10 protein-coding genes and 1 tRNA gene are annotated in these 14,752 nt (G+C 41.3%); 7 read left to right on the forward strand and 4 right to left on the reverse strand.

Features of this window, described 5'->3' with window-relative positions:
* Positions 1–21: 21 nt before the first annotated feature.
* Both GARC_RS23460 and rhlB read right to left on the reverse strand, forming a co-directional pair.
* The gene (locus tag GARC_RS23460; protein WP_007625273.1) at positions 22–1,539 is read right to left on the reverse strand and encodes a Ppx/GppA phosphatase family protein; all 1,518 of its coding nucleotides are present in this window, start codon (positions 1,537–1,539) and stop codon (positions 22–24) included.
* Positions 1,536–2,798, reverse strand: coding sequence for an ATP-dependent RNA helicase RhlB (gene rhlB / locus GARC_RS23465; RefSeq protein WP_007625276.1), 1,263 nt, complete (start codon positions 2,796–2,798; stop codon positions 1,536–1,538). Before rhlB ends, GARC_RS23460 begins: the two co-directional genes overlap by 4 nt.
* Positions 2,799–2,899: 101 nt before the next feature.
* On the opposite strand from rhlB, the gene trxA reads away from it, so the two are divergent.
* The 7 genes from trxA to GARC_RS23505 all read left to right on the forward strand — a co-directional run bounded on the left by trxA (position 2,900) and on the right by GARC_RS23505 (position 10,639).
* The gene (gene trxA / locus GARC_RS23470; RefSeq protein ID WP_007625278.1) at positions 2,900–3,226 is read left to right on the forward strand and encodes a thioredoxin TrxA; all 327 of its coding nucleotides are present in this window, start codon (positions 2,900–2,902) and stop codon (positions 3,224–3,226) included.
* Between the two features lie 348 nt (positions 3,227–3,574).
* The gene (gene rho, locus GARC_RS23480) at positions 3,575–4,840 is read left to right on the forward strand and encodes a transcription termination factor Rho (protein ID WP_007625281.1); all 1,266 of its coding nucleotides are present in this window, start codon (positions 3,575–3,577) and stop codon (positions 4,838–4,840) included.
* Between the two features lie 157 nt (positions 4,841–4,997).
* On the forward strand, positions 4,998–6,290 hold the full coding sequence (locus tag GARC_RS23485; RefSeq protein WP_007625283.1) for an amidohydrolase: 1,293 nt from the start codon (positions 4,998–5,000) through the stop codon (positions 6,288–6,290).
* Between the two features lie 118 nt (positions 6,291–6,408).
* Positions 6,409–6,903, forward strand: coding sequence for a 5-(carboxyamino)imidazole ribonucleotide mutase (purE, locus tag GARC_RS23490; protein WP_007625285.1), 495 nt, complete (start codon positions 6,409–6,411; stop codon positions 6,901–6,903).
* A gap of 25 nt (positions 6,904–6,928) precedes the next feature.
* A complete protein-coding gene (locus GARC_RS23495; protein WP_039990389.1) occupies positions 6,929–8,068 on the forward strand; it encodes a 5-(carboxyamino)imidazole ribonucleotide synthase in 1,140 nt (379 codons plus the stop codon).
* A 141-nt stretch (positions 8,069–8,209) separates the two neighbouring features.
* Positions 8,210–8,285: transfer RNA gene (locus GARC_RS23500), tRNA-Thr, on the forward strand.
* Positions 8,286–9,034: 749 nt separating this feature from the next.
* Positions 9,035–10,639 (forward strand): GGDEF domain-containing protein, encoded by a 1,605-nt coding sequence (locus GARC_RS23505; RefSeq protein WP_007625287.1) that lies wholly within the window; start codon positions 9,035–9,037, stop codon positions 10,637–10,639.
* A gap of 16 nt (positions 10,640–10,655) precedes the next feature.
* On the opposite strand, the gene GARC_RS23510 is transcribed toward GARC_RS23505, so the two are convergent.
* Complete coding sequence (locus tag GARC_RS23510) at positions 10,656–12,515, reverse strand: glutathionylspermidine synthase family protein (RefSeq protein ID WP_007625288.1); 1,860 nt, start codon at positions 12,513–12,515, stop codon at positions 10,656–10,658.
* Positions 12,516–12,766: 251 nt separating this feature from the next.
* Complete coding sequence (locus GARC_RS23515; protein WP_007625289.1) at positions 12,767–14,638, reverse strand: TonB-dependent receptor plug domain-containing protein; 1,872 nt, start codon at positions 14,636–14,638, stop codon at positions 12,767–12,769.
* Positions 14,639–14,752 lie beyond the last annotated feature (114 nt).

Here is a 14,752-nt window from a genome sequence, read left to right on the forward strand (position 1 = left end):
TAGATTAATCCGATAAGAAATTTAAAAACACTCCAATACCCAGCCCACTCTATGCTGTTGCCACTTTTCGTTAGCGAGCTCAGCATCTATCAAAGGGTGTGATTTTAGCCAACCTTTAGGGAAAGTGAGCGTCCACTTTTCATCTGATATAACTAAACTAAAATCAGCTAGCAAATTGTCTTTGCGACGGATGGAGAGTAAGCAAGATATACGTAATACTCTGATTAATACCAGAAGCGCTTGACGCACTTCTGGGTGGAATGAGTCAAACAATCCAAGCACTATTTCTTGTCTGTGACATTGCACTAAGGTTTTAATGCCAGCTTGTTGCTGTTGAGTATACCCCACTAAAGGCAAGTGGCTAAGTATGTATGCGCCATGTTGATGGTGTAATTTGTATTCAATGTGCAGCCCAATTTCATGCAACATGGCCGCAGCTATCAATATCGCTTCGCAGTCCACCTTGCCTAAGACAATTTGGTTTTGCACTTGTTTAAACAGACCAAGGGCAATGCCTTTAACCCGATTAGCGTGTTCGTACTCCATATGGAAACGTTCAATACATTGCTCAAGTGTTTGTAACCTGCGGTCATTTTGTTGCATGTTATCTAACATGCCATAAATAAGTCCTTCGCGAAGTGCACCACCTGATATCTGCATTTCCTGAATATTTAATTGCTCAAACAGGGCAATCAATATGGCCAATCCACTAGGGAAAATTGCCCGTCTAGATTCCGTCAATCCATCTATTTGCAACTGGTCGATTGTCACACAATCAATACATTGCTGTTTTAGATTATACAGATAGTCTTTGCGGATAGAGTCACTGATACCTTGTGTCATCAAAATTTCAGTAATGGCTTGCGGCGTACCTGATGCGCCTAAACATTGCTGCCAGTCAAAACTGATAAAATCATCTATAACAGACTCTAATAAGGATTTAGCTTCTTTAATGGCACGATCAAAATTCCGTTTGGTTATATTACCATCGGCGAAAAATCGCTCTTTGAAGGTAACACAACCCATGTTCATGCTGACTAAATGGATAGGGGTCATGTCATTTCCGACTATGACTTCTGTACTTGCCCCTCCAATATCGATCACCAAAGAATTGCCCTGATTTGCCGAGGTATAGGCCACGCCTAAGTAAATTTGTCTGGCTTCTTCTTCACCATCAATTACATTTAATTTGTGCTTGAGAATTTTTTCAGCTTTTTTGATGAATACGTCAGCGTTGGCTGCCAAGCGTAGAGTGGCAGTGCCAACAATTTTGATATTTGAAAGGGGGATATCCTGCAAGCGTTCGGCGAAAGTTTCTAAGCAGCTCCAACCTCTTTCCAGGCTGGGTTGATCGAGCACCATGTTTTTATCTAGCCCAGCGGCAAGACGCACTTTTTGTTTCACCTTACCAATAATATGCACACTACCAGCCACAACCCGCACAATCACCATATGAAAGCTGTTGGAGCCTAAATCTACAGCGGCATACAATTGCTCGGGTTGAGAAAAGGGTGCAATGATTTCGGTATTGTTATTCATCTATTTCGATTTGGACGTGGACCTGAAGGACGTTTTTGGTGACTTTTACCACTTTGCATGCGCTTTTTAAAACGAGGTTTAGGTGGGGTGACATCACGCATCAAATCATTTGGGTTATATTCAGTAACGGGAATTGAGTGTTGAACATATTCCTCAATCGCCGGTAAGTTCAGTGCGTATTTCTCACAAGCAAAACTAATTGAACTTCCGCTTTCTCCAGCACGACCTGTTCTACCAATACGATGCACATAATCCTCTGCATCATCAGGTAAGTCGTAGTTAAAGACATGACTTACCATAGGAATATGTAAACCACGAGCTGCAACATCTGTTGCCACTAAAACATCAAGTACTCCACTGGTGAAGTTTTCTAGTATTTTTAGGCGCTTATTTTGAGGTACATCGCCACTTAACAAACCGACTCTGTGGTTATCAGCTTCTAACCAATCAGAAATTCTTTCACAACCGTGTTTAGTGTTTGCAAAAACTATGGCTTTATCTGGCCATTCTTCTTCCATCAAAGTAAGAAGTAGGTATGGTTTATCTTCATCTGATGGATAAAACAGTTCTTCTTTTACGCGTTCTGCCGTTTTTCTTTCTGGCTCAATCTGTACATGAGTAGGATTGTCCATGTGATCATATGCCAACTCCTGAACGCGATAAGACAAAGTAGCAGAAAACAGCATACTTAGGCGCTCGGTGGGTTTTGGCATTCTATTAAACAAATAACGTATGTCTTTGATAAAGCCTAAATCAAACATACGGTCAGCTTCATCTAATACCGCAACCTGAATAGCGGCTAATGAAAAGATATTTTGTTTGTAGTAATCGATAATACGACCAGTGGTGCCGATAATAATATCTACTCCACCTTGCAACTTCTCCCGTTGACTTTGATATCCCTCGCCCCCATAAATCAAACCAAGGGTCAAACCTGTGTGTTGGCTAAGTAGTTCTGCATCATTAAAGATTTGCACCGCTAACTCACGGGTAGGTGCCATGATGATTGCCCTAGGCTGACGTTTTGAGTCTTGAGGGTTAGTCAACAAATAATGGAAAGTGGCAACCAAAAATGCGATGGTTTTACCTGTTCCTGTTTGCGCTTGACCGGCAAGATCATGGCCTTCAAGTAAGGGCGGTAAACTCAAAGCTTGAATGGGTGTACAAAGGCTGAAATTAGCCGCAGTTAGCGCCTCTACAACCTTTGGATTAATGGGTAAGTCTGAAAATTTTGTATCAGTTAAATGTGTAGTTGGCATAGCTTATAGCTTATCATTGCTTGCATTAAAAACCAGTTTCTATATAACAATCATAACCGCGCTGAGTCATCTCAGCCAGAGAAAAAATTACGGAGAAAAGAATGAGCGACAAAATTATCCAGTTATCTGATGATAGTTTCGAGGCCGATGTTATCAATGCTGCTGGTCCTGTGTTAGTTGATTTTTGGGCAGAATGGTGTGGTCCATGTAAAATGATCGCACCAATACTGCATGAAGTGGCTGACGAATTCGACGGCAAAGTAACAGTTGGCAAGCTGAATGTCGATGAAAATAACGAAACGCCACCTAAGTATGGCATAAGAGGTATCCCTACATTATTGTTATTTAAAGGCGGTAATGTAGCGGCAACTAAAGTAGGCGCATTGTCAAAAGCGCAACTTTTAGAGTTTTTGAACGAAAACATCTAGTCTTTGTTATTACAAAATGAAATAAAAAAGCTCAGCAGTTGCTGAGCTTTTTTTTAGATAAAAATACCAACAACATGCCCGCAGCCCCCATTCTTATTGTAAATAAATTGTTATTAAGTTTTTTTACAATTGACCGATATTTTAAACAAGGGATTTATAGTGGCGTTAAATCAACTAACAAGCAGACAATTCACTGGACGCAGCAATTATTTGGTGCTAACTTTTATGTTGTTCACACCTGAACACCCCTATACTTCGCTCAAATCAGAGATAAATAAGTAAAAACCTTTGAATCACTCAATCAAACTGGCTTTAAAGACAAGCTTCTAGCATAAAGACCCACCAATTATGAACCTAACGGAACTCAAGAACAAACCGATCAGCGAACTGGTTAGCCTAGCCGAAGAAATGAAGCTAGAAAACATGGCTCGCGCTCGTAAACAAGACATTATTTTTTCTATCCTTAAATCTCACGCTAAAAGCGGTGAAGACATTTTTGGTAATGGCGTACTGGAAATTCTTCAAGATGGTTTTGGATTCTTGCGTTCCAACGACTCTTCATACTTAGCAGGGCCAGACGACATTTATGTTTCGCCTAGTCAGATCAGACGCTTCAACCTGCGCACTGGCGATACTATTGCTGGGAAAATACGCCCACCAAAAGATACCGAACGTTACTTCGCATTATTAAAAATCAGCGAGGTCAATTATGACCGCCCTGAAAATGCACGTAATAAAATCTTATTCGAAAACTTAACTCCCCTGCATGCCAACGAACGTTTAATTATGGAACGTGGTAATGGTAGTAGCGAAGATATCACTGCTCGAGTTTTAGATTTAGCGGCTCCAATTGGCCGCGGTCAACGTGGTTTGATAGTCGCACCGCCCAAAGCAGGTAAAACATTACTTTTACAAAACATCGCCCAATCGATTGCCGCTAATCATCCAGAATGTTTATTAATGGTGTTGTTGATTGATGAGCGCCCAGAAGAAGTAACAGAAATGCAGCGCTTGGTACGCGGTGAAGTAATAGCCTCTACTTTTGATGAACCAGCCAGCCGCCACGTACAAGTAGCGGAAATGGTTATCGAAAAAGCCAAACGTTTAGTCGAACACAAAAAAGACGTAGTTATTTTGCTCGACTCTATTACCCGTTTAGCACGAGCTTACAACACAGTGATACCTTCATCAGGTAAAGTATTAACTGGTGGTGTTGATGCCAACGCATTGCACAAACCTAAACGTTTCTTTGGTGCCGCACGTAACATCGAAGAAGGCGGCAGCTTAACCATTATTGCCACAGCATTGATTGATACTGGCTCTAAAATGGATGAAGTTATTTATGAAGAATTTAAAGGTACAGGTAATATGGAATTACACCTGAACCGTAAAATTGCTGAGAAACGTGTATTCCCAGCCATTGATTACAATCGTTCTGGTACCCGTCGTGAAGAGTTGTTAACGACACCAGACGAATTACAAAAAATGTGGATATTGCGCAAAATAGTCCATGAAATGTCTGAGATAGATGCGATGGAATTTCTTATCGGTAAGTTGTCTATGACTAAAACCAACAATGAATTCTTTACTGCTATGCGCAAACAAAGAAGCTAATATTTTTGTATACCGTTAAAAATCCGCTTCAGGAAACTGCAAGCGGATTTTTTTTATGCTTTTTAGGGCTTATCCATAGTCTGCTCCTTCCTTAACATTTGACAAGCTGATGGGCTTTTAACATATTAGACATTCGTTCACTTAGAGTCGATCATCAATGAAACAGCTAATACCCGCCGTATTGTTACTCTTAACTTTCACGCCTAGAATATTCGCAGCCCCGAACGTCGAGCAAATGGTTAAGGATATCGAACCGCAAGTTATTAAGTGGCGTCATCATTTACACCAAAACCCTGAACTATCCAACCGAGAATTCGAAACCGCAAAATATATAGCTAAACACCTTAAAAGCCTTGGTTTAGAAGTACAAACTGGAGTAGCAATAACAGGTGTAGTAGCAATACTCGATAGTGGCAAACCAGGGCCAGTCATTGCACTTCGAGCAGATATGGATGGGCTACCAGTGCTTGAACAAGGCAATTTACCTTGGAAATCGCTTCAACGTGGCGAGCTTGAAGGTAACGATGTGCCAGTGATGCACGCCTGTGGACATGATACTCATGTTGCTATGCTGATGGGTGCTGCTGAAATTTTAGTAAATATAAAAAGCCAACTACGGGGCAAAGTGAAGTTTATTTTTCAACCCGCAGAAGAAGGCGCGCCTAGAGGTGAAAAAGGAGGCGCCCAGTTGATGGTTGAAGAAGGTGTACTCCAAAACCCTAATGTAGACGTGATCTTTGGTTTACATATCAGTGCTGAGATAGACGTGGGCAAATTACGTTACAAAGAAGGTGGCGCTATGGCTGCGGTTGATCCTTTTAAAATAGTGATAAAAGGCAAACAAGCCCATGGTGCTTACCCTTGGTTGAGTGTTGATCCTATCACCACAGCAGCACAAATCATTATGAGTTTGCAAACTATTGTAAGCCGAGAAATTAAACTCATTGATGAAGCAGCCGTGGTAACAATTGGCTCCATTCATGGTGGTAACCGCTCGAATATTATACCTAATGAAGTTGAATTAGTCGGCACCATTCGCACCTTAACCAAAGCGGCACGTGAACACATGTATGAAGCACTGCCAAGAAAAGTTAAAGGTATTGCTGACAGTATGCGCGCTGAAGTTGAAGTGACTTTACCTTTAGATTATTACTATCCCATCACCTACAACGATCCTGCACTCACTGAAAAAATGGTACCTACACTGATTAGAAGTGCCGGCCGCGACAATGTCATTTATAGCAAACCGGTAACGGGCGCCGAAGACTTTTCGTTTTTCCAAGAAAAAGTACCTGGACTATACCTGTGGGTGGGTGGTAAACCTTTGGATGTCCCAGCAGACCAAGCCCCAGCTCACCATACTCCAGAGTTTTATGTTGACGATTCAGGCATGAAAACCGGTGTAAAACTGCTCACAGACTTAACCTTGGATTACATGAAATTGCATTAAATTAAACCACTGATACAGGTGGTTTCTATGCTGATTACGATAGGCTACAATACGCGTCCAAAATTTTAGGGGGATTGGTTTCCCCTAAATCATAAAATGTGATTTAAGAGAGAAAGATATGCCAAATGTGGTGATAGTAATGGGCTCAAAGTCTGATTGGCCTACCATGCAAAACGCAGCACTCATGTTAGAGAAGCTTGGCGTAAGTTATACGGCCAAAGTTATCTCTGCTCATCGTACACCAAATCTACTCACAGACTTCTCCGAACAAGCTGCTAGTCAGGGTTACCAAGTCATTATTGGTGGTGCAGGTGGTGCGGCGCATTTACCAGGTATGATAGCTGCACATACTCATTTACCAGTGTTTGGTGTACCAGTTCGCTCAAGCCAACTGAACGGTATTGATTCACTACTTTCTATAGTGCAAATGCCCAAAGGAGTTGCAGTAGGCACTTTAGCGATTGGCGAAGCAGGTGCAGCAAATGCGGGGTTGCTCGCCGCTCAAGTCATCGGCCTGCAAAACCCAGATGTACAGCAAGCCATTAAAGATTTTCGAGCCGAGCAAACTGCCACTGTACTGGCGCAAGATGAACTAATCCTTCCCTCTCTATGATAAAAGCTAACGTGAGATCGTATAAATGAGCATATTAGTTCTTGGATCTGGCCAATTGGCTAGAATGATGGCTTTAGCTGGCTACCCACTTGGAATAAGTGTTCAGGCAGTAGATGTGGCAGATAACAAAATTGTCGATCCCGTTACTAAGCAGGTTATCAACAACTCCCTCAATAGACTGATAGAAGAAGTCGATACGATCACTGTTGAGTTTGAACATATTCCTGAAGATCTGCTCGAGTTAGTCCATGGAAGTGGCAAACTTAAACCTAGTGTCGAGGCCATTCTGACCGGTGCCGATAGAGTTCGTGAGAAAAAATTGCTTGAAAAACTGGCTATAGACAACTGCCCGTTTGAAATTATTACCGAAGTAGAACAACTAGATGCAGCAGTTGAAAAACTTGGCGAAAAGTTGATTATTAAAGCCAGCAGAGATGGTTACGACGGCTACGGACAATGGCGTTTACAAAACAAAAGCCAATTGCCTGAGTTAAAGGAAAAATTGTCGCAATTAGACTTGCACAAGATCCCTTTAGTGGTAGAGAAGATGCTCAATTTTGATCGCGAGCTTTCATTGGTTGCAGTGCGCAGTAGCAATGGTGATATTGCTTATTACCCTCTTGCCGAAAACTTACACTACCAAGGTCAATTACATGTATCTATTGCTCCTGCACCACAAGTTGACGAAGCTCTTAACCAACAAGCAAAAACCATCTTTAATAAACTAGCAGAATCACTAGATTATGTAGGTGTATTGTCAGTTGAGTTTTTCCAAATTGGACAACAATTACTGGTTAATGAAATAGCGCCACGGGTGCATAATTCAGGACACTGGACCATGCAAGGCGCAGATACTTGTCAATTTGAAAATCATCTTAGAGCGGTAAGAGGGTTGCCTTTAGGTTCAACTAAAGTCACATCACCTACTGCCATGATCAACATCATAGGTTGCAAAGCCTTCTCCCGCGATATGCTCAGCATTCCTGGTTGCCATTTACACTGGTATGGTAAAACCCCACGGAAAAAGCGCAAGATGGGCCACTTTAATTTATGTGCAGATAATTATTCAGAATTAGGTAAAACAATGCAGGCTTTAGCCGAATACCTACCTGTTGAAAATTTCCCTATGTTGAAAGACGAAGCCGCCAGATTGATTAAACTTTAAGCGTTCGTTTAGAAAATATTGTTATTTGATTGACAACATTTAAATTATGAATACAATGGCGCTCGCTTTAGGGATTAGCTGCTACTAAGCAGTTTACCAACAACCCAAAAGTAGCGTCACCCAGAAAGATTTACCCTGTGTGCCGACTTAGCTCAGTTGGTAGAGCAACTGACTTGTAATCAGTAGGTCACCAGTTCGACTCCGGTAGTCGGCACCATTCTTTCCTAGTTTTGTCCAAACGCAAATTGTAATCAGTAGCTAAGCCTCATAGCAGTTCGACTCCGGTAGTCGGCACCACTTTTCTTTCAGAATTTCCAAACTGACTTGTAATCAGTAGCTAAGTCTCATAGCAGTTCGATTCCGGTAGTCGGCACCACTTTTCTTTCAGAATTTTCAAACTGACTTGTAATCAGTAGCTAAGCCTCATAGCAGTTCGACTCCGGTAGTCGGCACCATTCTTTCTTAGTTTTATCCAAGCTGAAATTGTAATCAGTAGCTAAGTCTCATAGCAGTTCGACTCCGGTAGTCGGCACCATTCTTCTTTCTAATATTTTCAAACGACATCGTAATCAGTAGCTAAGCTTCATAGCAGTTCGACTCCGGTAGTCGGCACCATTCTTTCTTTTCAAACAGTAGCTTTAATCGGTTACTAATCTGGATCATCTGTTTATACTTTTTTAGTAATCAAATACACATCCTTGATGATATGCATTCAATCTCGACTTCTCGACAATTGCTCCTGCATTGTTCTACCTTCCGCCATCCATGGCGGTCGCTTGTCGGCCGTTGCAGCTACTAGGACTAGCTTGAGCAATCGCCTGTTTACTTTTATAAGCCTATTTACCAACAAGCGTTATTCAATATTAAAGGAATACTTTATAATATTGGCTCGATATACTTGTTTTGAAGTTTAAGGTCAGTGATCGGAGTAATTTTTATACTTTTTAGTTTATGCGTAAGGCAATAATGACCAAATTATTTTCACTGCTATTCCCGTTGTTTTTCAGTTTATTTTCATACGCACAAGAAATCATTCCTAATAATGAATATTGCCAAATTCAACTGATAAACACTGAACAAGCTCGCTCAGCTAGCCCTCGGGTTGAGAACCTTGTTAAAGAAAAGGGGGCGTTATTATCCATTCCTGCAGGAAAAAGTCGTTTGCGCCTAAGTTGTCGCTTAGATGAGCAAGCCGTTTTTACTTTTGGTAAAGACGAAATAATGGATGTGTCTTGGGAAGCTCAACAAGTTAAGCTCATTCCTTTAGCCGCTAGTAGCCCTTCATTTTTACTGCCGACAGGTACGTTTTCAGTCGACTTTATATTTTTAACTCATCATAACTTCAAACAAAATTTTGTTTGGAAGCCAGTTGCTGCCTTCCTCGATTACAGTTTGTTCAATAATATTATTATGGGGGTCTTTTACGGGTTGTGCTTAACTCTGATCCTATACGTCTATTTTATGGGTCAAGTCGTTGGGGATACTAGATTTCAATTTTACAGTCTGTATGTATTCTGTGCCGCCACCTTCTTTTTGCTGCAAGAAGGGCAATTAAATATCTTCTTACCACAACAAAACTTCTTATTGAGTCATCAATTTTACCTACTATTTGCCGGTTTGACCGTTTTCACTGCCACGGTATTTATTGTTCGTTTAACGGAGTTACAATCAGCATGGCCCAAGATAACTCGTTATGGGCTGGAATTGGGTGCAAGTGGCGTATTATTGATGTCTGTTTTGATGCTATTCCTAGACCATAACAACCTATCAGGCTTGATAGGAAACACAATGGCTAGAATGACCTTATTACTGATGTTGGGCATTTTAATCCTAGTATCGATACAAGCTTATCGAAATGTCCAAGGTGCTACATTAGTATTCCTAAGCTTAGCTTTAATGGTAGTGGCTATGATATTTCGAATTGTATTAAATGACGTTAACCCTTTTCTACAACGTTACGCCCTCATCATAGCGTTTGCCTTTGAAGCCTTTATTTTGGCTATAGCTGTGTCCGCGAGAATTAAAAATATTAAAGCAGATAAAATGTTAGCAGAATCACAAGCGAATACCGATGAGCTTTGTAACGTGTTAAATCGACGCGGCTGGAATAAAAAAACCAATGAAGTGTTAAGTGAACAAAAAACAAATGGGGGCTTTATCTGTTTGTTGTACATAGATTTAAATGACTTCAAACAAATAAATGATAAATGGGGGCATGATGCGGGTGACAAAGTCCTCAAAGTAGTTGCTGATATTATCCGCCACCAGTTACATTCTATCGATAGCATAGGACGAATTGGGGGTGATGAATTTGTCACTTTAAGCATTTTTCACCAACGTAGCGAAGCCGAAAATTTAGCTATAAGGGTGCGAGAAAGGTTACAAGCCGTTAATCTGTATATTGATAAACAGACAAAAATAGAAGTGAGCGCCAGCGTAGGTCATGTCATTTATGACGAACCGCCCAAAGGCGTCGACCATATGTTAAGTCAGGCTGATGAATCTATGTATCAGATTAAGAGATCAAATAAACAGGTGCAAAATCAACAAAAGAATTATGCGAATTCCTAACTTAGAATTCGCTATTCTACTGTTCATAACCTATTTGCAAAGCTAAACAATCGCTGTCTTTACCAATAATCATGGTTGGATCAACCCGTGTTCCACTACCAGCATAATTTCCTTTTGCAGTAAATGTGCAGATTTGAACATAAAGGTTATCAATTAGGGGTAAAGGAAATAATTGCTGGTAAATTTGCGCTCGATCTTCGAATTCCCCAGGTTTATGGGCTAAGGTATTTTGGTTATGGTCGATAAGCTGAATATTGGCACCACACCTACCTACAATAGGCTTCACCACATGCCCTGATTCAATCAGCTCAGGTGTAAGCTCAAAACTAGCGTTTAATAAATTGGGGTGATTGGGGAATAAAGTCCAAAGAATAGGCAAGATTGCCTTATTACTTGGGATCAAGGTCCACAAAGGTTCAAAAACCATAATGTCATCATTTAGAAGTACCTCAGATAAGGTTGGAATACTGCCAGTCAGGTTTTTTTGCTGGGTTTTGCCATCAAAACGTAATTCATCTAAAGCGGTTTCCCAAGCCCAGGTTTTCCAGACCCATTTAATGGTATTACCGTAACTATCTTCAACAAGCCCATTTTCAGTACTGCGTAAAGACGCAAGCCCCTTAACAAGCACACATTCGTACCCTGCAGCTTCAATTGCGTCTTTCATAAATAGTGCGTGGTAGGTTTCTTCAGGGTCATCATCCTGTAGAACATGGATAACAGAGTCAATTTCACAACTTTTCCATGCTTTGACCAATTGTTTAAACAATCCGCTGCCAGCGTCGGAGCCACCTTTTACTCCATGATGTTTGAACCACTTGCCCTGAATTTTGGCCACTTCCATATAACATGAAGCAGAATCACAATTGTACTCATATACCTTTAATCCATTTTCGGACAAGGCAAAGTCAAATCGACTGGTGATTAATTGGTTTTTGCGATTAGCCCAAGATACTCTTATTTTTTTGAGGATTGCTTCGGGTAGCCCAAACTTGCTTAATAACTCTGGATGTTCAAGAGCATACTCTGTGGCATGTAAAAACATCTGATGAAGCTCATCTGTGGCCGATTCTAATGCGCCCTTTGCGGCCTGTGTCATACGATAGTAGGTTTGTGCAGTTGAAATGTCTGCTGACAGCTTATGTCCACCCATCATATCCACATAGGCAGATTCATCTTCATTGGCCAGATTTAACCATGGTGTTTCAATGGGAGCACGACTTAACACTTTACATGGCACTAGGTTGAATAACTCTTTCTCTGCCGCTTCAAGCACCACACCGTGGGTTGGATCATCTGTTTGTATTACCCAGCCTAGGATGGTTGAGTCATTAGACGGGCAATGTAGCCAGTAGTCTCCCTTGCTGCCTACTTTTGCTTTAATTTCACGGGAAAAATTCTGGCCTTCAGGCCAAGAATAAAAGTGCATATTCTGTTCTATAATATGAATTTTATCCTCAAAGACTTCGGTGATAATCGCAACATGGCCAGTTTCTTCAAACTCACCACCTTGATCCCACATTAATAAACACCCTGCCTCAGGACGTCGTTGTGAGCCGTTTTTGAAGGCATTAAGAGGTAAAGTTTGGTTATTAACCAAATCTCTGACATCACGAAGTCGAAAAATGTCATAAGCCATAGCAACGTCGTTAAAAATATAACCCTTGTTGACGTAGAGCCAACGCCGGGCAAACTCAACACACTGCCATTTGTACCCCATGTAGATACCATCAACATAACTTCGATAATCGCTACGAGACGGAAATATTGATTCGTCTGCGGTCTTGTAATCACAAGAATAAGAACTAACACCACCTACAGCAACACCCAGCTCCTCACCGAATACAAGGTCTGCTCTTGGTTCTTTATTTTTCATCTTCGCTCCACATTGTAGAAGAAATATTACTGGTCGTTAGGGTAGTTTGATTTTCCGCTTTCGCGCACTTTAGGGTATTTCAGAGCATAAATGAATCGAAACTGTAGTCTAGGTCACTCTTGGAGAATTGGTCGAGTAATTTAGGCAATACCTAAAGCAGTTGAAAAATCAACAGACTCTAGATATTTCCTGTTCTTAGTACATCAAAGTCAAATGAACAAAATACTCATAGTGACCAGTGGAATAAATATTTACATGCTGTAACTAGCGCCCAAATAAAACGCCGGACCATTAGCTTCAAAACCAATATCATCCTGATAATCGCTATTGGTTATATTGGTCAACTGCAAAGATAATTGCCAGTTAGCATCATATTGGTACTGCACATTAGCATCAAACCGCACATAACTATCTAAGGCCTGTTGTAGTACATCGCCAGTATATAAAGTGGTCGCATAACGTTCATCGACCCAAATAGCTTGGAAGTTATAACTCAATATACCTTCAGGACGATAACCTAAAGAACTACCTAAGGTCATCTTAGGGCGGCCATTTAGCGGGTTTGGCGCGTCAATATCACTGTAATTAAACTTGCCATTAACCTGCCAGTGTTTATCCAATGATTGCCATTGCACATGACCATCTATACCACTGATATCGACACTAGCACGGTTAACGTTAGTAAACAGCTCGGCATCAAAATCAACTAAGTCACGATATTCATTATCAAAATAGTTAGCCGATGCGGTCAACTGCTGGCTTTGCCATTCAACGCCGAATTCCATAGTGACTGAGGATTCAGGTTGCAGCTCAGGGTTACCCACTAAGGTATGGCCTAATGCAAAAAAGCTTGGCAACTTAAAACCTTCACCGCGATTAAACAAAAAGCTCAGATTATCGGTCAACTGATAACGTGCCCCTAATTGCAGACTTTGATCCGCATCAAAGCCCTCGGCATCGTCGTGACGCACGCTGGCTTGCAGCAACAAACGCTCGAATACAATGCCATTCATATTAAAAAAGGCACTGTCTATACGGCGATCCAAATCAAAAGTAGTGGGCAATGTAAAGCCTATTTCCAAATAACCATCGCTAACGCCCTGTTCTTTTTTTGTCTCCAAGCCAACATTTACCCACATGAGTTCTTGGTCACCAATAGTATTCACCCAAGTGGTGCTGGTGCGAGTAAAGTCAGCTTTTGCACCATTGGCTGGCACTGATGAATAAGGTTCTATTCCAGGCGATTTATAGTCATCTTCTCGGTTAAACCAAGTGCTGGATACCCTGCTGTTCCAAAGTGGCGTGACTTGCCACAACCAATTAATTGCGGCTTGCTGGTTAAGGTAGTCGCTACTGTCTAAATCATCACTTAAGGCAAACTTTGGTCCACCACTTTGCTCTGGGTAAGTGCTACTGTCACCATCAAAATAACGATAAGAAAAAGCAACTTGGTGAGTATCACTAAACCAATTTAATTTTGCCACCAGATCAGTGTTCTCAGCAGTGCTGCCTTTTAAGGGCTCTCCTGCATCTTTTTTTTGTGCTTTAAGCGCATAGCCTAAGTTGTCTACCGAGCCTGAAATCCCAGCGCCATAGGTGTAATATTCATCATTGCCGAATGTCGCAAAAGCGTTAACTTCGGTATCACTGCCAGGCTCCATGGTAATAATATGAATGACACCAGCCAGTGCATCAGAACCGTAAATAGCGGATTGCGCACCGCGTATAATTTCAATACGTTTAATAGACTGCATATTAATGTGGTTAAGATCGACAGAACCGCCACGGCTGTTAGTCGGATCATTTAATTGCACCCCATCGACTAAAACCAAAGTGTGATTACTTTCAGCTCCGCGCATCACAATAGAGGTTAAACCACCGGGACCTCCTTGAGACTCGACCCATAGGCTCGGCATCTGACGTAAGGCATCAACCAAGCTGTGAGGACTCAAAGCTAATAAGGCGTTTCGTTCTACTACAATTGCTGATGATGTTATTTGCGCTGGTGCAACTGGGTTATAACTCCCAGTGACTATTATATTTTCAATATTTTCGTTTTCTTCGGCTTGGGCCGATGTGCTCAAAGCCAAGGCTATGGCAAATCCAAGATGGTGTAGTTTCAAAACAAACCTCTGGTAATTAAAGGAGTGCCAACAAAAGCTGGCAGTAACCGAAGAAGAGCATATAGCTCTTCTTCAGAAATAGAATATATATTGTTGTAGGCCGTCATTGTTTCA

Source organism: Paraglaciecola arctica BSs20135, from assembly GCF_000314995.1.
GTDB lineage: Bacteria > Pseudomonadota > Gammaproteobacteria > Enterobacterales > Alteromonadaceae > Paraglaciecola > Paraglaciecola arctica.

What these genes read in the sequence shown, in the direction of transcription:
- GARC_RS23495 (WP_039990389.1), top strand. Translation starts at nt 6,929, where the DNA reads ATGAGCATATTAGTTCTTGGATCTGGCCAATTGGCTAGAATGATGGCT.
- purE (WP_007625285.1), top strand. Translation starts at nt 6,409, where the DNA reads ATGCCAAATGTGGTGATAGTAATGGGCTCAAAGTCTGATTGGCCTACC.
- trxA (WP_007625278.1), top strand. Translation starts at nt 2,900, where the DNA reads ATGAGCGACAAAATTATCCAGTTATCTGATGATAGTTTCGAGGCCGAT.
- GARC_RS23485 (WP_007625283.1), top strand. Translation starts at nt 4,998, where the DNA reads ATGAAACAGCTAATACCCGCCGTATTGTTACTCTTAACTTTCACGCCT.
- GARC_RS23505 (WP_007625287.1), top strand. Translation starts at nt 9,035, where the DNA reads ATGACCAAATTATTTTCACTGCTATTCCCGTTGTTTTTCAGTTTATTT.
- rho (WP_007625281.1), top strand. Translation starts at nt 3,575, where the DNA reads ATGAACCTAACGGAACTCAAGAACAAACCGATCAGCGAACTGGTTAGC.
- rhlB (WP_007625276.1), bottom strand. Translation starts at nt 2,798, where the DNA reads ATGCCAACTACACATTTAACTGATACAAAATTTTCAGACTTACCCATT.
- GARC_RS23510 (WP_007625288.1), bottom strand. Translation starts at nt 12,515, where the DNA reads ATGAAAAATAAAGAACCAAGAGCAGACCTTGTATTCGGTGAGGAGCTG.
- GARC_RS23460 (WP_007625273.1), bottom strand. Translation starts at nt 1,539, where the DNA reads ATGAATAACAATACCGAAATCATTGCACCCTTTTCTCAACCCGAGCAA.